The 22,333-nt window shown below is 42.6% G+C and carries 21 protein-coding genes; 14 read left to right on the forward strand and 7 right to left on the reverse strand.

Annotation, left to right across the window (positions count from 1 at the left end; translation table 11 throughout):
* Positions 1–2: 2 nt before the first annotated feature.
* Complete coding sequence (locus PYW33_RS03005; RefSeq protein WP_004645933.1) at positions 3–1,373, reverse strand: uracil-xanthine permease family protein; 1,371 nt, start codon at positions 1,371–1,373, stop codon at positions 3–5.
* A 174-nt stretch (positions 1,374–1,547) separates the two neighbouring features.
* Here PYW33_RS03005 and typA point away from each other — a divergent pair, with 174 nt between their 5' ends.
* Both typA and mscL read left to right on the forward strand, forming a co-directional pair.
* Complete coding sequence (gene typA / locus PYW33_RS03010; RefSeq protein ID WP_004281716.1) at positions 1,548–3,386, forward strand: translational GTPase TypA; 1,839 nt, start codon at positions 1,548–1,550, stop codon at positions 3,384–3,386.
* Between the two features lie 177 nt (positions 3,387–3,563).
* Positions 3,564–4,004, forward strand: a complete 441-nt coding sequence (gene mscL, locus PYW33_RS03015; protein WP_004281717.1) for a large conductance mechanosensitive channel protein MscL — start codon at positions 3,564–3,566, stop codon at positions 4,002–4,004.
* Positions 4,005–4,086: 82 nt separating this feature from the next.
* Here mscL and PYW33_RS03020 read toward each other — a convergent pair whose 3' ends face one another.
* A complete protein-coding gene (locus PYW33_RS03020; RefSeq protein WP_004281718.1) occupies positions 4,087–4,371 on the reverse strand; it encodes a peptidylprolyl isomerase in 285 nt (94 codons plus the stop codon).
* A complete protein-coding gene (gene mutM / locus PYW33_RS03025; RefSeq protein WP_004645932.1) occupies positions 4,368–5,228 on the reverse strand; it encodes a bifunctional DNA-formamidopyrimidine glycosylase/DNA-(apurinic or apyrimidinic site) lyase in 861 nt (286 codons plus the stop codon). Before mutM ends, PYW33_RS03020 begins: the two co-directional genes overlap by 4 nt.
* 399 nt (positions 5,229–5,627) lie before the next feature.
* Here mutM and PYW33_RS03030 point away from each other — a divergent pair, with 399 nt between their 5' ends.
* The 3 genes from PYW33_RS03030 to PYW33_RS03040 all read left to right on the forward strand — a co-directional run bounded on the left by PYW33_RS03030 (position 5,628) and on the right by PYW33_RS03040 (position 9,085).
* A complete protein-coding gene (locus PYW33_RS03030; protein WP_004645931.1) occupies positions 5,628–6,896 on the forward strand; it encodes a carbohydrate porin in 1,269 nt (422 codons plus the stop codon).
* A 92-nt stretch (positions 6,897–6,988) separates the two neighbouring features.
* Positions 6,989–8,098: an NADH:flavin oxidoreductase/NADH oxidase gene (locus tag PYW33_RS03035; RefSeq protein WP_004645930.1), complete on the forward strand. Its 1,110-nt coding sequence runs from the start codon at positions 6,989–6,991 to the stop codon at positions 8,096–8,098.
* Between the two features lie 60 nt (positions 8,099–8,158).
* Positions 8,159–9,085: an AEC family transporter gene (locus PYW33_RS03040; RefSeq protein ID WP_004281722.1), complete on the forward strand. Its 927-nt coding sequence runs from the start codon at positions 8,159–8,161 to the stop codon at positions 9,083–9,085.
* An 83-nt stretch (positions 9,086–9,168) separates the two neighbouring features.
* Here PYW33_RS03040 and PYW33_RS03045 read toward each other — a convergent pair whose 3' ends face one another.
* Positions 9,169–9,966, reverse strand: coding sequence for a tetratricopeptide repeat protein (locus PYW33_RS03045; protein WP_004281723.1), 798 nt, complete (start codon positions 9,964–9,966; stop codon positions 9,169–9,171).
* Between the two features lie 262 nt (positions 9,967–10,228).
* On the opposite strand from PYW33_RS03045, the gene PYW33_RS03050 reads away from it, so the two are divergent.
* Positions 10,229–10,474: a hypothetical protein gene (locus PYW33_RS03050; protein WP_004645929.1), complete on the forward strand. Its 246-nt coding sequence runs from the start codon at positions 10,229–10,231 to the stop codon at positions 10,472–10,474.
* Between the two features lie 51 nt (positions 10,475–10,525).
* On the opposite strand, the gene ygfZ is transcribed toward PYW33_RS03050, so the two are convergent.
* Both ygfZ and PYW33_RS03060 read right to left on the reverse strand, forming a co-directional pair.
* Positions 10,526–11,251, reverse strand: a complete 726-nt coding sequence (ygfZ, locus tag PYW33_RS03055; protein ID WP_004645928.1) for a CAF17-like 4Fe-4S cluster assembly/insertion protein YgfZ — start codon at positions 11,249–11,251, stop codon at positions 10,526–10,528.
* A 114-nt stretch (positions 11,252–11,365) separates the two neighbouring features.
* Complete coding sequence (locus PYW33_RS03060; protein ID WP_004645927.1) at positions 11,366–13,498, reverse strand: multicopper oxidase family protein; 2,133 nt, start codon at positions 13,496–13,498, stop codon at positions 11,366–11,368.
* A 514-nt stretch (positions 13,499–14,012) separates the two neighbouring features.
* Between PYW33_RS03060 and acnD the strand changes: the two genes are divergently transcribed.
* On the forward strand, positions 14,013–16,631 hold the full coding sequence (gene acnD / locus PYW33_RS03065; RefSeq protein ID WP_004645926.1) for a Fe/S-dependent 2-methylisocitrate dehydratase AcnD: 2,619 nt from the start codon (positions 14,013–14,015) through the stop codon (positions 16,629–16,631).
* Positions 16,632–16,701: 70 nt separating this feature from the next.
* Here the strand turns inward: acnD and PYW33_RS03070 are convergent, their stop codons facing one another.
* Positions 16,702–17,853, reverse strand: coding sequence for an IS4-like element ISAbe18 family transposase (locus PYW33_RS03070; protein WP_004645517.1), 1,152 nt, complete (start codon positions 17,851–17,853; stop codon positions 16,702–16,704).
* 559 nt (positions 17,854–18,412) lie between these two features.
* Between PYW33_RS03070 and PYW33_RS03075 the strand changes: the two genes are divergently transcribed.
* From PYW33_RS03075 to PYW33_RS03105, 7 genes are all read left to right on the forward strand, one after another.
* Positions 18,413–18,556: a zinc ribbon-containing protein gene (locus PYW33_RS03075; protein WP_004645925.1), complete on the forward strand. Its 144-nt coding sequence runs from the start codon at positions 18,413–18,415 to the stop codon at positions 18,554–18,556.
* A 306-nt stretch (positions 18,557–18,862) separates the two neighbouring features.
* Entirely contained in the window at positions 18,863–19,204 is a 342-nt protein-coding gene (locus tag PYW33_RS03080) for a hypothetical protein (protein ID WP_004645924.1), read from the forward strand.
* Between the two features lie 146 nt (positions 19,205–19,350).
* Positions 19,351–19,572, forward strand: coding sequence for a hypothetical protein (locus tag PYW33_RS03085; RefSeq protein WP_016806680.1), 222 nt, complete (start codon positions 19,351–19,353; stop codon positions 19,570–19,572).
* A 113-nt stretch (positions 19,573–19,685) separates the two neighbouring features.
* Positions 19,686–19,949 carry a hypothetical protein gene (locus tag PYW33_RS03090; protein ID WP_004645922.1) on the forward strand — a complete coding sequence of 88 codons (264 nt, stop codon included), beginning with the start codon at positions 19,686–19,688 and terminating at the stop codon, positions 19,947–19,949.
* A gap of 523 nt (positions 19,950–20,472) precedes the next feature.
* Positions 20,473–20,721, forward strand: a complete 249-nt coding sequence (locus PYW33_RS03095; RefSeq protein WP_004645921.1) for a DUF6868 family protein — start codon at positions 20,473–20,475, stop codon at positions 20,719–20,721.
* A 122-nt stretch (positions 20,722–20,843) separates the two neighbouring features.
* Positions 20,844–21,557 carry an SIMPL domain-containing protein gene (locus PYW33_RS03100; protein WP_004645919.1) on the forward strand — a complete coding sequence of 238 codons (714 nt, stop codon included), beginning with the start codon at positions 20,844–20,846 and terminating at the stop codon, positions 21,555–21,557.
* A gap of 80 nt (positions 21,558–21,637) precedes the next feature.
* On the forward strand, positions 21,638–22,303 hold the full coding sequence (locus PYW33_RS03105) for a pseudouridine synthase (protein ID WP_004645918.1): 666 nt from the start codon (positions 21,638–21,640) through the stop codon (positions 22,301–22,303).
* Positions 22,304–22,333: the final 30 nt, after the last annotated feature.

The raw sequence follows: 22,333 nt of genomic DNA on the forward strand, positions 1-22,333 counted from the left end.
AATTACTTCTTTGTTTCAGGAAGTACTACATTCAGAATAAGGGCAGCGATACCACCAGTAGCAACGCCTGAGCTAAAGATATTACGGAATAACTCAGGAAGATGTTCAAGAATTTGTGGAACTTGTGCAACACCTAAACCCAGTGCCAGTGAAATCGCAATGATCAGCAGGGCACGACGGTCCAGATGGACACCAGACAGAATGTTAATGCCAGAGGCTGCGACTGCACCAAACATCACCATCACTGCACCACCCAGTACCGCTTGCGGAACGGCCTGAATAATACCAGCAACTGCAGGCAGTAAACCAAGAATAACTAGCAAAGCAGCAATCCAGATGCCGACATAACGACTTGCTACGCCCGTTAACTGGATTACGCCATTATTTTGTGCAAATACGGAACTCGGGAAGGTGTTAAAAATACCGGCAAGGAATGAATTCGCGCCATTTACCAGTACACCGCCTTTAATGCGCTGCATCCATTTTGGACCATCAACTGGCTGGTTGGAAAGCTTTGAAGTCGCAGTGATATCACCAATCGCTTCTAAAGAGGTCACCAGATAGATGAATGCCATCGGAATAAACAGGCTCCAGGAGAAGCTTAAACCGAAATGCATTGGGGTTGGAATCTGTACCAACGATGCATCTTTTAGACCAGAGAAATCCAGATGCCCCATAAAGCCCGCCAGAACATAACCACAGATTAGGGCGATCAAAATGGCAGAACTTTTTACCCAGGTAATCCGGATACGGTTCAGAATAATAATCAACGCCAAGACGGTACAAGACATGATCAGGTTGTCAGCATTGGCAAAAGTTTTATCGCTCATGGCCTGATAACCACCGCCCATACTGATTAAACCTTCTTTAATTAAGGTCAAACCAATCAGCAGCACGACAATCCCGGTCACCAGCGGTGTAATCAGTTTTTTGATCCAAGGCAGAATTTGTGACACGCCCATTTCAATAAATGCACCTGCAATCACCACACCAAAAATAGAAGCCATGACTGCTTCTACAGGTGTGCCTGCAGCCACCATGGCTGAACCAATACCAATAATTGGACCGATGAAGTTAAAGCTGGTTCCTTGGACAATCAGCAGACCGGCACCAAATGGCCCCACTTTTTTAGACTGTAAAAAAGTCGCGATGCCCGAGATTACCAAGGACATGGATAAAATCATGTTGGTGTCTTCTTTGGAAACACCGAGTGCCAAACAAATCAGCAGGCCAGGGGTCACAATCGGGACAATAATCGCCAGTAAGTGCTGGAATGCAGCTAAAAAAGCAATTAATGGTTTTGGTCGATCTTCCAGACCATATACCAGGTCGAGTTGATCTTTAGAAAGAGGAGATTGATTAAAATCAGACATGTGTCAATGCAAATTAAGGCTGGGTGGCGCTATTCTAATCGAGTTACACGTCTTTACAAAATCAAAAAAGCCCCAACTGGGCAAAAAAAGTTGAGGAGTGTGGTTACAGTGACTATAAAAGTTTTGTATTTTTCTGTATAATTTGCCCTCAAATTACATACGCATTGAATTTACATGTCAGATATTAAAACTCTCCGTAACATCGCCATTATTGCGCACGTCGATCATGGTAAAACCACTCTTGTAGACAAACTTTTGCAACAATCAGGTGCTCTCGGTGATCGCGCGGGTGAGATCGAGCGTGTCATGGATTCTGGCGCTATTGAAAGCGAACGTGGTATTACCATTCTTGCAAAAAACACTGCAATCAAATGGTTAGATGAACGTACCAATACTGAATACCGCATTAACATCGTGGACACCCCGGGACACGCCGACTTCGGTGGTGAAGTTGAACGTGTAATGTCGATGGTTGACTGCGTACTTCTTCTTGTAGACTCACAAGAAGGCCCGATGCCACAAACTCGTTTCGTAACGCAAAAAGCGTTCGCACGTGGTTTGAAACCAATCGTGATTATTAACAAAGTGGACAAGCCAAGCGCGCGTCCAGACTGGGTAATTGACCAAGTATTCGATTTGTTCGACAACTTAGGTGCTTCTGACGAACAGTTAGACTTCCCAGTTGTTTATGCTTCAGGCCTTCGTGGTGTTGCTGGTCCTTCTCCAGAAGAACTTGCTGAAGATATGACTCCGTTGTTCCAAACGATCGTAGACATCGTTGAACCACCAGCGGTTGATGTTGACGGTCCATTCCAAATGCAAGTATCTTCACTTGACTATAACAGCTTCGTAGGCGTTATCGGTATTGGTCGCATCCAGCGTGGTTCAGTGAAATTAAACACACAAGTAACTGTAATCGATAAAGATGGCAAAACACGTAACGGCCGTATCTTAAAAATCATGGGTTATCATGGTCTAGATCGCGTTGACGTTGAAGAAGCTTCTGCAGGCGATATCGTTTGTGTAACAGGTATCGATGCACTCAACATTTCTGACACCATCTGTGATCCGAAAAATGTTGAAGCTTTACCGCCATTGTCTGTAGATGAACCTACAGTATCGATGACATTCCAGGTAAACAACTCACCGTTTGCTGGTAAAGAAGGTAAGTTCGTAACTTCACGTAATATCCGTGAACGTCTAGACCGCGAATTGATTCACAACGTAGCATTACGCGTTGAAGATACTGACAGTCCAGACCGTTTCAAAGTATCTGGTCGTGGTGAACTTCACCTTTCAGTTCTGATTGAAAACATGCGTCGTGAAGGCTTCGAAATGGGCGTATCGCGTCCACAAGTAATCATCAAAGAAATTGATGGTGAAAAACAAGAGCCATACGAAAACGTTACTTTTGACGTTGAAGAACAGCACCAAGGCGCTGTAATGGAACAAATGGGTCACCGTAAAGGCGAAATGACCAATATGGAAGTTGACGGTAAAGGCCGTATCCGTATTGAAGCAACTGTTCCTTCACGTGGTCTGATTGGTTTCCGTTCTGAATTCCTGACCATGACTTCTGGTACAGGGATCATGACGTCTAGCTTCTCGCACTACGGTCCAATGAAGCAAGGTACTGTTGCAAAACGTCAAAACGGTGTACTGATTTCTATGGTTCAAGGTACTTGTCTGGGCTATGCACTGTTCACACTTCAAGATCGTGGTCGTCTATTCGCGAAACCACAGTTAGAAGTTTATGAAGGTATGATCATCGGTATTAACTCTCGTTCAGACGACATGACAGTTAACCCGACTAAAGCAAAACAGTTAACGAACGTACGTGCTTCTGGTACTGATGATGCGTTAACGCTGGTTCCTGCGATTGAATATACACTTGAGCAAGCGCTTGAGTTTATTGAAGATGATGAACTAGTAGAAGTAACACCTAAGTCAATCCGTATCCGTAAGCGTTTCTTGACTGAAAACGAACGTAAACGTAACCGTTCAGGTAAATAATCGCTAGATTATTTCGGGTTTTCAAAAACCGTAATCTTTTCGAAGATTACGGTTTTTTTATATTTACGTTATGCTTAAATCATAATTTACTAAAACGCATTAAACTAAGTCAAAATTAAAAGTATTTATTCAGGTATAATTTGACCCAAAACTTGAAAATAACATATGGGAGCAGTTATGAGCATTATTCAAGAATTTAAAGAGTTTGCGATCAAAGGCAACATGATGGATCTGGCGATTGGTGTCATTATCGGTGGTGCTTTTAGCAAGATCATCGATTCATTGGTGAAAGACATCATTATGCCTCTAATTACCGTGATCACCGGTGGTGGCGTCGATTTTACGCAAAAATTCTTTATCTTGGGAAGAAACCCAGACAATTTACAATCTCTGGATGCTTTGACTAAGGCGGGTGTGAATGTACTGACTTACGGTAACTTTTTAACGATTTTAATTAATTTCTTAATCTTGGCTTGGGTCGTATTTTTATTGGTGAAGTTCATGAACCGTTTACGTAAACAAGAAGGCCCAGTCGAGGAAACTCCGACCACCCCAGCCGATATTGAATTATTGCGTGAAATTCGTGATGAATTGAAAAAGCGTCCACCTCAAGTCTAATTTTTCTAATCCCCCTAAATCCCCTTTATAAAAGGGGAACTTCTCCCTTTAACAAAGGGAGGTAGGGAGGGATTTATAAATATTAAAAATCCATCCGAAACTTGATTTCGACCAAATGAAAACCAAACTGGCTTTTGACCGGACCATGTAATACACGTTCAGCGGCAGTAAATACCAGTTTATCAATCACTGGAACCAGCTGGCCTTTCTTCACTTCACCTAGCTCACCGCCACGTTTGGCAGAATTACAGGTTGAATACTGTTTTGCGATTTTATTGAAGTCGGCGCCACTTAAAATCTTCTTTTTAAGCTGCTCAGCGGTTTCTTTATCTTTAACCAGAATATGACGCACAATGGCTGTTTTCATGACTTTTCCCCTCGTAAAGTTGCCACTTTTTTGATAGGGAGATGAATCTTTTTCAAAGGTTGGCACTCAGGACAAAAAACTGAAGCTCGTTGTCCCAATTTGATATTTTCAAGCGTGGTCTCGCAGTTCATACACATTTCACCGGCACGACCATAAGCCAGCAAGGTTTGCTGGAAATAGCCATTTTCTCCCATGGCATTGGTGTAGTCTCTTAAGGTTGAACCACCCAGATCAATCGCCTGTTTCAAGATGCGCTTGATTTCCAATACTAGCTTTTCGATCTGAATCAAGCTTAAAGTCGAGGCCGGTTGTGCCGGATGAATCCCCAGATTAAACAGACTTTCGGTCGCATAAATATTGCCTACGCCCACCACCACATGGTTATCCATAATTGCAACTTTGGTGCCAACATTTTTATTCTTCAATTTTTCAAATAAATACTCGGCATTAAAGTTCTCGCTTAAAGGTTCTGGCCCCAACGTGTCAATCAATTTGCTTTGTGATTGTGCATCCAGCCAAAGAATGCAGCCAAAACGGCGAGGATCATGATAACGCAGTTCGATATCTTCAAACTGAATGATTAGATGGTCATGTTTGCGTAATTCTTCATTGCTCTCGCATAGACGGAAACTCCCCGACATGCCTAAATGCCAGAGCATGGTGTCGTGTTCAAACTCCGCCAGAATATATTTAGAACGGCGAGTGAGCTTCAGTAATTTTTGCCCCACCAGCTTTTCTATATTTTCTGGAATGGGCCAGCGCAAACTGGACTGACGCACTTCAACACGTTGGACGCGTTGTTCCAATAAGGGTAATAAACTGGTTTTGGTGGTTTCAACTTCTGGTAATTCAGGCATAACTCATCAGTGGCGAGGGAGATGCAGCTAATATTGGGTGAATTGGCTGGGATTGCAAGCGTTAATCTGGGTGAAATCGCTGGAAAATGACTGGGTATTTCATCTTTATTTAAACTGGAATTGTTTAAAGAATAAACTAGGTTTCTATGTTTTTATAGTGAATTTTCTTGGGAGGAAATCGAATGGAAATTATCAATACATTATAAGCTAATGAAAAATATATAAATAATTTAAGATTATTAAAATAAAAATTATATTTTTATGTTTAAGGCATAACTAAAAGTTTAATGAGTAATAAAAAAAATGCTGGGAATTTATATGAAAAGTTATGTAAATTCATGCACCTAATAGCAATTTAAAAACCTTGCTTGTTTTTCTCTCCGAATGTTTAGGTTTTACATGAAATATTTAGGTCTAGCTCTATTGCCTTTAATGGCTGCCATGACAACCGCTCAAGCGGAATCTGCATTTGATCCACAAGGTCAATATTTACTGGGTGACTGGAATGGTCAACGTACAGAACTGGCCCAACAGGGAATTAAATTTGAAGCCAATCTGTTAACCGATACCGCCTATCTTGCTGATGGTGGTCGTAATGAGGGCGCAGATCCATTAACTTCTGCCCAATTATGGCTAGGTACTCAACTGGACATGGAAAAGCTGGCAGGATGGAATGGCGTCACCGTACGTGCCGTGATGAGTGCACGTCAGGGTCAAAGTACCTCTGTCCGTGACTTGCAGGATCCTAGTGCACCGCAACTGGCCAATGTACAAGGTACTTTCGGACGTGGTAATCAGGATAGCCGTCTGAGCGAGCTGTCTATTGAAAAGAATTATAAAGAGCAGGGACTCAGTATTAAGGTGGGTCGTCTTGGTCTGGGCATGGACTTTAATGTCATGGCTTGTGATTTTGCCAGTACTGCATTTTGTGCAGCGCAAATGGGAAAATGGCAGGGCAATATCTGGATGAATACGCCTGTAGCACAATGGGGTGCGCGCGTGAAGCAGCAACTCAATCCTGAACTTGCAGTACAAGTCGGTGTGTATGAGTTTAATCCAGATAATGGTAATGGCGCTAAAGAAGGTCAGGGCTGGAGTCTGGATACCGACCATGCCGATGGCGTGACGATTCCGGCAGAAGTAATCTGGACGCCGAAATCATTGGTGAATGGCTTGCCGGGCAGCTACCGTGTCGGCGGGATGTACAATACTGCCGATGATGTTGCCAACCAAAAGGATATTGCCAATCCTACTGATGCCAAAAACCGTACCTTTGCCGGCTGGTTAGCTGTAGAGCAACAGTTAACGTCTACAGGTCAGGGCCGTCAGGGTTTGCATTCATTTGCCAACTTTACCTGGCATGACCGCGATACCAATAAAGTGGATAATTCACAACAAATCGGTGTGAAATATATCGGTCTTGCGGACAGCCAGCCGAATGATATTTTAGGTTTAGCAGTAAACCGTGTGCATGTGAATAATCGCTTTGCTGATTCACGGCCAGCTTTCAATGCTGATGCAGAATACAATATTGAACTGAACTATAGCTATAACGCAACAAAGTGGCTGATGCTGCGTCCAAACCTGCAATATGTCATTAATCCAGGTTCAAGTAATAATGTAGATGATGCACTGGTACTCGGTTTGACTACACGAATCATCTTCTAAAGTTTGATCGTTCACGTTATAACTAAACAGGCTCTTAGGAGCCTGTTTTTATTTTTAGAGTGAAACTAGGCAATAAAAAGAGGAAATACAGCGTGGCATTACTATTTCAACCTATTCAATTTGGATCACTGCAACTTCAAAATAAAATCGTGATTGCGCCGATGTGTCAGTACTCTGCAACAGAGCAGGGGGAAATTACCTATTGGCATGAGCAGCAATGGGCTAACTATGCCTTATCGGGTGCAGGTTTATGTATTGTCGAAGCGACTGCAGTACAGCCAGAAGGCCGGATCAGTTATGCTGACCTAGGTTTGTGGAATGATGAACAGGCTAAGCAGATCAAGACCCTACTGGAAAAAGTCAAATCCATCTCCCCGATGCCTTTTGCCATTCAGCTCGCACATGCCGGACGTAAAGCTTCAACAGATAAACCATGGGCAGGTAAAGGTCAGTTTAAGCCGGATGAAGCACATGGCTGGCAAACTGTTTCTGCCAGTGATATTCCTTTTCAGGCCGATGAACATCCACCCAAAGCCTTAAGCCAGTCGGAAATTGAGCAGGTCATTGCTGACTTTGCAGAAAGTGCCAAACGTGCAGTTGATGCCGGTTTTGACCTGATTGAGCTGCATGCAGCGCATGGTTATTTACTGCATCAGTTCATGTCACCACTTTCAAATAAACGTGATGATCAGTATGGCGGTTCACTGGAAAACCGGATTCGCCTGACTCTGGAAGTATTACAAGCCATGAAAGCGGCGGTTCCAGAAGGTTATCCAATTGGAGTGCGTATTTCAGCCAGCGACTGGATGGATCAGCCAGATAGCTGGACCATTGATTCTTCAATTGAATTGTCCAAAGCACTAGAAGCTGCGGGTGCTGCTTATATTCATATCTCCAGTGCCGGGCTGCATGTCAAACAGAACATTGATGTGAAGCCGAATTATCAGGTGCCTTTTGCAGATGCGATCAAGAAAGTCGTGAGTATTCCCGTGATTGCCGTCGGTTTGATTACTGAAGCTAAGCAGGCAGAAGATATTTTGCAAAAAGGTCAAGCTGATGCCATCGCACTGGCTCGTGCCATTCTTTATGATCCACATTGGCCTTGGCATGCAGCGGCAGCACTTGAGGAAAAAATCAAAATTTCACCGCAATATCTGCGCTGTGCACCGCATGGTTTGAATCACCTGTTTGAGCCTTTTTAACACTGCTTTAGTCTCAGAAATTCTTATAATGGAATATCACTGACAAGAGGATACTGCATTATGATTTTTGCGGTCATTGTGCCCATATTTTTATTGTTGGCGCTGGGTTATCTGACTGTAAAGAGTCAAGTGTTAAACAAAGAACAGGTGGGGACGGTCGGTGCTTTTGTGATTAAAGTAGCCTTGCCCTTGCTGTTCTTTCAGTCCCTTGCCTCCAAAGACCTGCATGAAATCTGGTATTTTGAATACTTTGCCGTGTATAGCAGCGTGACCTTACTGCTCTATGGTAGCGGTTTCTGGATCATGCGCCGTCATTTTCAGAATACGCATTCGCAAAGTGCAGTCTTGTCGCTGGGTGCTGCAATGTCAAATACCGGGCTGATTGGTACAGCTGTGCTTAGCTTATTGATCGGACAACAGGCGATGACCTATACCTCTCTGGTGGTCATCATTGAAAGCGTGTTGCTGATTCCGCTGGTGCTGGTCATGGCTGCGCTGGGCACACAACATCAGGCGAACCTTGGCGCCATTTTGAAAAGTGTGCTACTGACCTTGCTAAAGAATCCCTTATTTATGGGAGTGATGCTGGGCATGGCCTGTGCAGTTTTCCAGATTAAAATTCCAGTCTATCTCGATCAGGTCTTTGCCTTGATTGGTCAGACGGCCTCACCATTGGCCTTGTTTGCCATTGGAGGTGGGATCGTGGGAATGAGTCTGAAATATGTCAACCTGCAAAGTTTCTATCTGGTATTTTCCAGCAATATCATGATGCCGTTATTGATGTATCTGGGACTGAGCCAGTTAACTGATTTAAGTCAGGAAATGGTCCATGCTGGTACGCTAATTGCAGCTTTGCCGATGCCGACGATTTTTGGCATGCTGGGACAGGCGTATGGTTTGAATGATCGAACCTTAACGCCATTGTTGATGAGTACTATTGTCGGTTTTATCGTGACCAGTGGCTTAATTGCCTTGTGGTGGGGATAATCTTTTAGCAGATGGATGCTCTGCTACTAAAAAAAGCCCCAAATTGCATGGGGCTTTTTATATTTTAATTTTGTGGAATTAACTTAACTTTTCTTCGCAGGCGCTTTTTTCTGTTCAGCCAGCATTTTGTCTACCGCTGCCAAAGACTCTTTGGCCTGCGGAACATTTTGCTGCGCCAGTGCGGCAAAGATTTTCTTAGCTTCTGGCAGATTTTGCGGAACAATACTGCCATTGGCAAACATATTACCTACTGCCATCAGCGCCGGAATATAACCTTTTTTGGCGAGTTCCTGAATGCTGCTTAGGCCTTGCTGAATCGGTTTTTCATCTTTGTTTTTGAAACCGCTGCTGATGTCATATAAGGCTTTGGCATGAATGGCCTGCATATTGCCTTTGCTGATCAGCGGTTGCAGCTTTTGTAGTCCGGCTTTATTTGACGCTGTCGTATTTTCAGAAAATAGCAGTATGGCCAGATCAATGCTGGCATCATCAAATTTGGCTGCTGAAGCGCGTTCCAGATGCTGTTTGGCTTTGGCCAAATCCTGTTTGAGGCCGAGTGTGCCGGCTGCATAGTTTTTACCCAGTACATAATTGGCCACCGGATAGCCTTTGCTGGCTGCCTGCTCGTAAAGCTGAATGGCTTTTTTCTCGTCCTTGGTTGTACCTTGGCCGGTTTGGGTCAAATAGCCTAAGTTATATAAAGCTTGGGCATTTCCCTGACTGGCCAATTGATTCAAAGCGTCATAGGCACCTTTAAAATTATTGGCTTTGACCATGGCCTCAACTTTTTGGAATTGGGGATCGACTTGATCTTTTACGGTATTTGCCAGAGCGAATTGCGCAGAAAGGGCAAGAACTGTAGCGAGTACTAATTTTTTCATGGTTCCTATAACCTTATTATTGCTGGCACCTTATTCCTTGGTGCGGTTTTAATCATTTTCACTTACATCATAAAAGGATTTTGTGCTTTGTAAATATACAATTTGTCACTAAATACAAATCATCAAAGCACAATACACCGTTTAAATCGATGCATGATTTGGACAGGTTTTGCTCAATCTTGCAGATATCAAAAGGATTACTTTGCTTAAGACGACTTCTCTGGTTAAATCTCGGTTTGAATCAGACTCCCAGGATTTCACCATGTTTGTCAAAACCATTAAACGTCACTATGACAGAATCAATGCTGATGAATCGATTGCTGATGAAGACAAGATTGATGCGCTGCTGATGAAACTTGGTGCAGAGTTTTTGATGAGTCAGGAAGACCGAGTATATGTCTTTCAAAAAGGTGAACTCACGGCAAAGTTTGATGCCAAACATGCGCGGGCCTATCATTTTAAAGATTATGTGGTAAAAGACATGAACAAGCTGTTTCATGGCTTCTAAAATAAAAAAGCCAAGAATTTTATCTTGGCTTTTTTATGAGTTATGCAGTGATTATTGCGGACGCGCTACATCACCGCTCAAAGCTTCAGGAAGCTCCAGAACTTCGAGACCTAGCTCGGTCAATGCTTCAGGTTTTGCCACGACTAGTGCTTTATAACCATTCTCAATCGCGATGCTATTGACGATTTCAACATCATTATTCAGTTTGGTCGCAACATCAGGTGCGGCACCTGTGCCTTGAACCAGATGTAACCAGTGTTTTGGCTTGGCTTTAAACCATAAACGTGCAATGACTTCCTGACCCAGATAGCAACCCTTGTCATAGTGAATGCCTTCGCGTTGATGCAAACGTAATTCCTGTGGTTGAAACAGGGTTGCAGTGGCAGCCTGAATCCAGGCCTGACCTGATTCAATGGCTTGCTGTTCCCACATCGTCACATCGGTTTCAGTCGCCACAAAGTCAGTATGAATGCCATTGATGACTGGATAAACTGGACCGACCAATTCCAGTTTCATTTTTGAAAAGGCACCAAATTTTTTAATATGATTGGTCAGTTCCGTAGCCTGATCTTCAGTGCTGACGATTTCAAAACTTTCCGGACTGATTTTTTTAAGCCACAAGCCAAATTGAATGCGTCCTTTCAGACTGCAGATCGCAGTATAGCGTGTCTGGTTTTCCGCCAAAGTTTCAGTATTCAAAGTCACCTGACCTTGAAGGAATTTTTGTGCATCTACACCATTCAGACTAAACAATGTAAAAGCAGGAGACGCTGCCATAATAAGCCCCGGTTTGAATACTATAAATCAATGCAGTTATTGTGCAGCAAGCATCAAATAGAGGCAAACAAAAAAACCAACAATCGAAATCATTGGCTTTTAGCGAGCAGATCTTTAGTGATGATGGCTAGCCGGTAATGGCGAATCACAAGGGAATTTGCCTCCACAGACTCGTACGGTTTCCATCATACCCTGATCTTCATGGTCGAGGATATGGCAGTGCTGTACGAAGTCACCTTCAAATTTCTTGTAATGGCTTCTGAGAATAAATTTATAGTTAGCTTTTATAAAAAGCGTATCCTTAAATTGTCCTTTCATGCCACGGTATTGCACATCTTCAAGTCCATTTGGATCTGTGACTGGCTCAGATAATGCTTCACTGACATCTTTACCATCAGGATTCAAAATTTTAACAATCTGGAACGGGTTAACATGAATATGGAACGGATGACCGCCAAAATTTTCGGTTGTCAATTCCCATTCATCAGTCTGTCCAACTTGTAACTGACGGACATATTCGCCACCCACTGAACCATCTCCATCAAAGAAATCTCCAAAACTCAGTGTATCTCCATCTTTTTTATGTCGGAAGCCAAATTTGAATACGCCAGTTCTAGGGTCGGGGCCGAGCGAAAAAGCACTATATTGTTTTGGTCGGGCAGCAACTACTTTATCAATTTCGGGTGTCATCAATGATGGATGATCACTAAACGCAGAAAGATTAAGCTGAGATAACTGGGTCTGGATGTCTTTGCTTAAACCAATTTTTTGTGCCCGATCTTTCAGGAACTGTGCAGCAGTCTGAGCCTTGGTCTTGGCTGCTTTTACATTGACCCATCCCAGCAGTTGGGCATTGAACCGATGATTTGGAGCAATTTGAGGGCCTACATTCGGTAATGGCGCGTTAATTTCATCATCGATATTCAATTTGGTGTCAAAAATGCAGTATCTATTGGTGGTCGGAAAGGCAACCATTGCATCATGACGATAACCAGGATGGAACACGGACAGGGTTCTGGTCTGTATATGATTCATAGTTAAGCCATCTTGCGCGATGGTATGCACATTCAGGCTATTCAGCTTCTCAAATTCAGCTTTCTTGTCTGCCTCCTGATAGGCTGAACAGGCTTTAATGGTTTGCTCTGCGCTAAACTTACTGGAGTCAGGAATTTCCTTTATGATTAAACCAATGGTATCGCGTACACCGCCATGAATCATGCGCCAGCGGTTAAATACATTCTGTTCAACCTTCATCTCTCCCACAATTTTACCGTTGATAGACGTGTAGTAATTCTGGTTGGTCCAGAAGCCACTAATAGACAGGTCATTATAATTTTCCAGCATGCCTATACCTACACCTTCACAGTTATTGGGAACAGCGAATGTGATATTAGGATCGGGATTACTACAGCGATATTGGATTTGCTGGAACAACAGGATGTTTTCGTTCGGGTAACTGTTTTTTTCTTTCCATAGAATATCCATATCTCCAGTTGAGGTGACTTTACCATTTTTGACTTTTGGCGTTCTTGAGCCTTCAACAATCAATGGGCCAGCCATGCCATTCGACACCTGAAGAGCAGTTGAACCGTGCAGATGGGCGTGATACCAGTAAGTCCCTGCGGGATGATTCGGTTCCATTTTGAACTGATAATCAAATTTTTCCTGAGGTTTGAATTTCAGGAAAACATTATCGCTATTGCCTTGAGGACTGACCCAGAAGCCATGGGTATGCAGGTTGGTAGTATTAAAGCAGTGAGGTTCATTTACATTCTCAACATGAGTTGGACAAGTTGTTTCTGACTCGGGTGGAAGCTGGTTATTCAGGTTAAGTGCCAAGGTTTCACCCTGTTTGACCCGAATCTGTGGCCCGACCAATTGATCCTCAACATATTCACCAGTTTTTTTCTTATCAAATAAACTGGGTTTGGTTAAATAGCCTCTCAGCAGTACCTGATCCCATAAGCCATTTCTGGGGTTATAGAGCTTGCTGGTTTTATAGGCCACGATCAGCTCATATTTGCCCTTGGCACTTTTCGGTAACAGAGGTGGGTTGCTAATCAAGCTGTCTGATGTGGTCGGAACGGGATGTGAGGGTTTGGGTGGAGGTGTTGGGTGTGAGGGATGAGAGGGTTGGGACGGTGGTGATGGATTGGACGGTGGTGATGGATTTTTTGTTCCATCCCAACCGCGAGCTAAGAGCGTCAAAATGGCGGCTATAGCTCCGAATATTGCGATTTTCAACATTTCAGTTCTGCCTGTTATGGTTATTGTTTTAATGTGAGGTTTGCGAATAATGTGACATGCGTCACACTGAGCTTCTGATAGTTTTGGAAAATCTGCTATCCCAAATTAGGGGATTGAAATTTTGCTAAATGCGGCGGCAGGACAGGCCTATGAAAACCAGTGAGACTATATTTTTTTATCTTTAGAAAAATGCACATAAAATTAATTATTTATTAATGATATTAGTGGTTTAGGGTAATAATCAAATAAAAATATAGAGAAATATTTTGCAACATAAGACTAAAGAATAAGGCGAATTATTCAGATTTTTTTAGCAAAAGACCGCTTTAAAGCAAAAATTCTAAAGTCTATGTAACAAATTTTTGCGAAAATACCGATTTTTATAATTAAGTATTTGAGAAATATAAAATTTGGGAAATGCTATTTGTGCGGCGTACAATGCTGCTATTACAAAAGTAACTCATCAATATCTATTGATGAATAAAAATAGAGATAAACGAGGGCAGGCAAGCTTATGAACAACAACTACCGTAAACCGCTGCAATCCACCCAGCTGGAATATTATGACGTGCGACAGGCCATAGAAGATATTCAGCCAGGCGCATATGCCAAACTTCCTTATACTTCCAAAGTCCTGGCAGAGCAGTTGGTGCGTCGTTGTGATCCTGCCATTCTGGAACAGTCTTTACGCCAGTTAATTGAGCGTAAACAGGAACATGATTTTCCCTGGTATCCGGCACGTGTAGTGTGTCATGACATCTTGGGACAAACGGCGCTGGTGGACCTTGCCGGTTTACGTGATGCGATTGCAGAACAGGGCGGTGACCCGTCTAAAGTCAATCCGGTAGTTCCAACCCAGCTGATTGTCGACCATTCACTGGCGGTTGAGTTTGGTGGTTTTGATCCGGATGCCTTTGAGAAAAACCGTGCCATTGAAGACCGTCGTAACGAAGACCGTTTCCATTTTATTGAATGGACTAAAACCGCGTTTGAAAATGTTGATGTAATTCCTGCGGGCAATGGCATCATGCACCAGATCAATCTGGAGAAAATGTCTCCGGTGATTCAAAACCGTGATGGTCTGGCATTCCCGGACACCTGTGTTGGTACAGATTCGCATACGCCACATACCGATGCATTGGGTGTGATCTCGATTGGTGTGGGTGGCTTGGAAGCTGAAAATGTGATGCTTGGTCGTGCGTCTTGGATGCGTCTGCCTGATATCATTGGTGTGGAATTGGTCGGTCAGCGCAAGCCGGGTATTACCGCAACGGATATCGTCTTGGCATTAACTGAATTCCTGCGTAAAGAGCGTGTGGTTGGCGCATATTTAGAATTCTTTGGTGAAGGTGCTGACAGCATGTCGGTGGGTGATCGCGCCACGATTTCCAACATGACGCCTGAGTATGGCGCAACGGCTGCGATGTTCTATATCGACCAGAACACCATTGATTATCTGACCTTGACCGGTCGTGAGCCTGAGCAAGTCAAACTGGTCGAAACTTATGCCAAAGAGATCGGGCTTTGGGCATCGGATATGACCCAAGCGGAATATCCACGTGTGCTGCATTTCGATTTATCGACTGTGACACGTAATATCGCTGGCCCATCGAATCCGCATGCACGTGTATCAACCTCTGACCTGAAAGAAAAAGGTATTGCCGGTAATCTAGATGCTGCTCGCGCACAAGAAGCAGAAGGCTTAATGCCAGATGGCGCGGTGATTATCGCGGCGATTACCTCTTGTACCAATACCTCTAACCCACGTAATACGGTGGCGGCAGGTTTGCTAGCACGTAAGGCCAATGAATTGGGCTTGGTGCGTAAACCTTGGGTGAAATCTTCTTTTGCACCGGGTTCTAAAGCGGCTGCTTTGTATTTGGAAGAAGCAGGCGTACTTAAAGATTTAGAAAAACTGGGCTTTGGTATCGTGGCCTATGCATGCACGACTTGTAACGGCATGTCGGGCGCATTAGATCCAAAGATTCAGCAGGAAATCATCGACCGTGACCTGTATGCAACAGCGGTGCTTTCGGGCAACCGTAACTTCGATGGACGTATTCATCCTTATGCGAAGCAGGCATTCTTGGCTTCACCGCCATTAGTAGTGGCTTATGCGATTGCCGGTACGATTCGTTTTGACATAGAAAAGGATGCTTTAGGAAATGATAAAGATGGCAACCCGATTTATCTGAAAGATATCTGGCCATCGGATGAAGAAATTGATGCGCTGGTGAAAGTTGCTGTAAAACCAGAACAATTCAAAAAAATCTATATTCCGATGTTCGACTTGGGTGTGAATGAAAAAGCAACAAGTCCGTTGTATGACTGGCGTCCGCAAAGTACCTATATCCGTCGTCCGCCGTATTGGGAAGGGGCTTTGGCTGCACCGCGTACCTTGTCAAATATGCGTCCGCTGGCGATCTTGGGCGATAACATCACCACTGATCATTTATCACCATCGAATGCCATTGTGCTCGACAGTGCTTCAGGTGAATACCTGAAAAAAATGGGTGTGCCTGAGGAAGACTTTAACTCCTATGCAACGCATCGCGGTGATCACCTCACCACGCAACGTGCGACTTTTGCCAACCCTAAACTGTTCAATGAAATGGTGGTGCGTTCTGACGGTACCATTAAACAAGGTTCTAAAGCACGTGTGGAGCCTGAAGGTGAAGTGATGCGTATGTGGGAAGCGATTGAGATCTACATGAACCGTAAACAGCCGTTGATCATTATTGCCGGTAAGGATTATGGTCAGGGTTCGAGTCGTGACTGGGCAGCGAAAGGTGTACGTCTTGCAGGTGTAGAAGCAATTGTCGCTGAAGGTTTTGAGCGTATTCATCGTACCAATCTGGTCGGTATGGGCGTGTTGCCGCTTGAGTTTAAACTGGGTACAGATCGTAAGACTTTAGGTCTTGATGGTACAGAGCTGTATAGCGTGATTGGTAATATTGCGCCACGTTCGACTTTAACTTTAGTGATTGAGCGTTCAACCGATGATGGTAAGAACCAGATTATTGAAGTTCCAGTCACTTGTCGTCTGGATACTGAAGAAGAAGTACATGTGTATGAAGCGGGTGGGGTATTACAGCGCTTTGCACAGGATTTCTTGGAAGGAAATGTGGCTTAATCTTTTTTTTAATCACTCCTAGCCCCTCTTTGAAAAAGAGGGGAACTCCCCATTGCTGTCCCACAATTTTTCACAAGAGGAAGCTCATTTGAGCTTCCTCTTGTTTTATGGGTATTTTATCGGGTGAAAATAAAGCTTTTAAAGTTCTTCTTTCAAACAAATTCACTTGAATTATTCTGAGTAAACGTTGAACTGTCCAACCTGTTTTCCCTAAATGTTGAGCGAAACTCACCAATAAATAGGCGATCATCGCAATCCAGATTTGTGTCTGAATTGCGTTCCTGCTGCGGCCTAGAAACGCTTTTAATTTGAGATTCTGCTTAATCGCCTTAAAGAACAGCTCAACTTTCCAACGATCTTTATAAATCGCCGCAATGGTGGAGGCGGCTAAATGAAAGTTATTGCTGAGAAAGCTAAAGTGCTTGCCACTTTGCTGATCTCTATATTCAATTCTTCTTAACACTGGGGCTTTTCTTTTTAGGGCATGTGCGCTATTCAGCTGAATGGTTTCATCTTTTAGAATACCTTTGGATTCAAGCACTGGATGTTGCTGGATCACCTGATACACAGATTTAGGCCTAAAACGTGTGACAAATCCAATGTTTTGAGCAGTCAGATTTGCATACCATTGGTAATCGACATAGCCTTTATCAAAAACTACAATGCTGCCAGCAGGAAACTGGAATTTGCGGCCTTGTACCATGTCATTTTCTTTGCCATTTTCAACTGCAACAAACTCAGGAATATCATTGCTGTGATTCAATCCTATGCTGAGTTTCATGCTGGCTTTTGAGTCGTGAACTTTGGCCCATTCACATAAGGAAAGCGACAGGTCAATATGACTGGCATCCAAGGAATACAAGGGATTCTTAAAGCGAAATTTATGAGCTACTTTTGAGTGTTCATAGTATTTAAGCAACTTGTGAAATAGCTGTTGATACAAGGCAGCAGGCTGCTGCTCATTGATTCGTGCCAGCGTGCTTCGGGGAATAGACTTTGCTCCGAGATGACTTAGCTTTTCCTGTTGGCACTCCAAATTGGATTGAATATCTCTCAGACTTTGTCTACAAGAGAATTGAGACATCAATATGGCAATAAACTGATCCCACCGGGAAGCCGCTCTAAATTTCTGTCCAACATGGTGTACTTTAGCAAGTTGTTCAAAATCCTGTCGCACAACAGGTTTAATTAGCTCATGAAATACGGTATTCTGATGTGACAAAACCTGAATCCTGGTCGTTAAAGTGTTTGTTTGCACTCATATTTTAACTGTTAGGACTCAGGTTTTTTTATTTAAAGCAAACTATGGGACAGCAGTGGGGAACTCCCTACTTTTTTAAGGAGGGTTGGAGTGGATTAAAGTTGTTGATATTGTTTAAAAAAGACCCTACTGTGAAGTGGGGTTTTTATTTAGAGCATTAATGTCTTTATCAAGAAAATACAAACAGGTACTTTTCTTTTTAAACTTAAGCAATTGAGCTTCCTCAATGATTAAAGACGTCTATAACTTTAAGGGAATATAAAATTTCATATGGCTATGGCGATAATTTTGTATTAACGCACTGCGCTATACTTGACCTTATGCATCACTTATCTCAATGTTATTAAACTAGTTAACTTGAAAAAAATAATAAATTATCACTTAATTAATGAGTTATTGAATAATAATTAGAAATACTACTTTGCCCAAATGCCATCATCATTTACAAAAATGGACAATAGACATTCATCACTAGAGGGTTATACTAGATAGACCATTTCTAAAACCATGGAGAACAAAGATGGTTACTGCTGGCGAAAAACCCGGAACAGGCTTCTATTTTTGTGTTCAATGCGGACACCGCACCTACTTAGAAATTGGTACTGATCGTTTACCACCGTGTACCAAATGCCAAGGCAATCAATTTAACAATAAGAATGCCTAAGCAAAACAACTCAAACAGTTACCCTCTGTTTTGAACGAAAGCCCTATTACTCGATAGGGCTTTTTGCTGTGGTATCCAAATCTCATACATAGAAATAAAAAATTATTATGAGAAAACAGTTTTATATCGGGAGGAGAATCTTGGTTTAAAGTAAAAAATTATAATAAATTCAAAAAATTATTTGAACTATTGTTATAAAAGGTATAGGTTGTCTGCTTTAAAAATTAGCTAACCACTTAGAATTAAGGTTAGATATTTCCGGGGGAAACAATGAAAAAATTTACAGCTTTAGTAATAGGAAGTGTGATGTTATTTACTTCAGGCTGTGCGACGATGTTTAATGGTTCAACACAAACTGTGAATATCCGTAGTAACGATGAATTGGCTAAGTTATATGTCAATGAAGAATATATGGGTCAGCGTAATACTGTTTATACTTTCAAAAAGAAAGAAAATTATGTAATTAAAGCAGAGAAGCAAGGCTGCCAAACCAACATCGTTATTCCACAAAAAACTTTTGATCCAACAACCTTATTAGGTGTTTTCTTGGATTGGGGAATTATCTCTATTCTCGTTGTGGATGGTGCTGCTACTGGTGCATGGCAAAAATTCAGCCAGACAAGTTTTGTAGTGGATCCTAATTGTTAAATAGTTCACTCCGATTTAAAAAATATCCCATTAAATAATGGGATATTTTTTTTATAGATTTTATTTTCTTAAAATATTATTGTTTGAAAATTAACCAATAAAACCCCATATAAAACCCTAGATTCATCGTGTTTAGGGCAGCTCAATTGCAATATTATCTTGATCTTAATCATGACTCAGGTGTTGCCAATTACGAGATTGGTAACGAGTTTATTCGGGTTCAATTTAAGAAAACCTCGAAAGTTTATACCTACAGCTATAGCAGTGCCGGCTATCAGCATGTCGAAAACATGAAACAGCTTGCCCAATATGGCGATGGGCTAAATGCCTATATCAATCATCATACTCGACAGCTTTTTGTACGTTAAAACTGGTCTGCTTCTTGCTTCAATGAAAGTCCTAAAAGGCAAATATTTTCTAAAGAGTAAATATCTGCCTAGAAATAGTGCAAGTGCATATATTAAAAAGAGGGCTATCACCTATGGATATTCAACAGCACGCACCAGAGTCAGGAAAATTAGATAAAAAAGCCCATTTCTATTCCGCATGGCCGCTCATCTTGATTCTTTTCGGGGGCGCGATTGGCTCGTTTTACGCTGTGATCGCTTACCTGCTTAACCTGAAAATTTATAGTTCTGAACTGACGAGACTCAATAAGGTTCTGGCCAATCTGCTCTGCGGGATGTCAGCGATCAGTATCTGGTGGTTTAATGCACAATGGATTCAGGCTGCTTTGTTTCAATAAATAGTCCTCATGTCTTGAAGATAAATTGCAATAAAGTCCATTTTTATCGAAGAAAAAAGCGTAAAAATTGAAGGATAGGGTTTATTTTCCTTAAATTGGATTAATAATGAAATAAATTTTCAAAAATTCTAAAAATTAAAAAAACATAGGAAATTAATCCCGCCCATCTTTGCCTAATATAGCTCTCAAGGGTGTGATGGGATCGGAAAGAGTAGCATGCTGTGAGCGGCGCAAAACGCGAGTGCAGTACGAACCCAAAAGGTCTCGATTCGGCTTAGGACGCTATAGACCAAAAGTTTATAGGCTATAAGATCAGGTCTTACAAAGAATGATAGTTGAAGTAAACCATTGCGAGTTTTCCCAACACCCTAAAAAATTCTCTAGCAATACATGCAGAATAAAAAATAAATATAAATCATAAGTTTAATAAAACTATTTATCCAAGCAAGATACAAATCAATCCTTCATTTCTCAAGATGATCTGTTATTTTAAAAACATCAGCTGTCCCCTAGGGGAATCCTCATGAATCTCGATATCTGGTGTCGTTTTTTACTGTTTTGCACACTCATTAATTATGTCATTCTCATGATCTGGTTCATGGTCTTTGTCTTTGCCCGAAACTGGATGAAGCAGGTGCATGGAAAATGGTTTCGGCTGTCAGACACCAGTTTTGATGTGATTCATTATTCGGGTATGGCGGTGTATAAAATTGGCATTCTGCTGTTTAACCTGACACCGTTAATTGCAATCTATCTGATGAATCAAGGCTAAGTGCGGTGTTGTGATTAAATCTTCGTGTGATAAAAATAAGATCAAATTAGTATCATTTTATCGCTACTTGATAGCGTGGCAGGATCAATAAGAATGAAAAAAGATTTCAAAGGAGTTGAAGGATGAATCAATTCAAACCGGCCCTGATTTTAGGTGCCTTGATTTGCTTAGGGATGATTATTGCCGGATGGATTCTGGGTAATAGCGCGCTGAAAATTAAACAATATGAACGTATAGTTTCGGTCAAAGGCTTGTCGGAACGCGAAGTCAAAGCCGATGTGGCGGTATGGCCGATCCGCTTTAATGCCGGCAATCAGGATCTGGCCGAGTTGTATGACACCATGCAAAGCAATACCCAGGAAATTCAGACTTTTCTAAAAAATGAAGGCTTTAGTGCGGAAGAGATCACCAGCGCCTCACCCAGTATTACCGATAAATACGCGCAGCAATATGGTGGTGATGCCAATGTCGCACTGCGCTATACCGCCAGCCAGACCATTACCGTCTATACCCACAACATCGATACAGTACGCAAAGCGCAAAGCCGTTTGGTGGTTTTGGGCAGAAAAGGCATTGCCTTTGCTGGAGATGATTCTGGACAAAGAACGGAATATTTGTTTACCAAGCTGAATGACATCAAGCCGGCAATGATTGAACAAGCCACCGAAAATGCCCGCAGTGTGGCAGAAAAATTTGCTGCCGATTCAAAGAGCAGTCTGGGCAAAATCAAGTCCGCCAATCAGGGACTGTTTAGTATTGAAGATCGTGACAGCAATACACCCTATTTGAAGAAAGTCCGCGTGGTCTCGACAGTCGATTATTATCTGGCAGATTAATCTATCTGGCTGTGCGCAGTGATTGACAGGCTAAATCCCGCTTGTTATTTTGCGCGCATTGCCCCAGATGCTACACCTACATGCCGATTAACCTCGACTTTATTTATTGCCCACCGCAAGAGCCGTTGCAGATTGTTTATGAAGATGATGATCTGCTGGTGATTGAAAAGCCGGCCGGATTATTGTCGGTGCCGGGGCGTTTACCTGAACATCATGACAGCGCTTATTTACGGGTTTTAGATCAGTATCCGCAGGCTAAAATTACCCATCGTCTGGATATGGCCACCTCGGGTATCTTGATGTTTGCCAAACACCGCGATGCAGAAGTGGCGGTGAGTAAAATGTTTCAGGCGCGCACCGTGCATAAAAATTATGTTGCACTGGTACAAGGCAAACTTGAAGGACAGGGCAGCGTCGAAGTACCTCTGATAACTGACTGGGAAAACCGTCCGCGTCAAATGGTGCATTATGAACTGGGCAAAGCCGCCAAAACCTTATATCAGGCAATAGAATATCTACCCCAGCAAGACATTAGCCGAGTGTTACTGACACCTATTACCGGCCGTTCCCATCAGCTACGCGTGCATATGCTGCATCTGGGTCATCCCATTACTGGTGATAAAATTTATCATCCTGAACCCCAGCGCAGTCCTTTGAATCGTATGGCCTTGCATGCCAGTTATCTGGCCTTTATCCAGCCTTTGAGTGGTATCCCGGTCGAAATTAAGACAGCCATACCGTTCTAATTTGATTCTGCTTAATAATCAGAGCCAGCT

Origin of the sequence: Acinetobacter lwoffii (assembly GCF_029024105.1) — a bacterium.
Taxonomy (GTDB): Bacteria; Pseudomonadota; Gammaproteobacteria; order Pseudomonadales; family Moraxellaceae; genus Acinetobacter; species Acinetobacter lwoffii.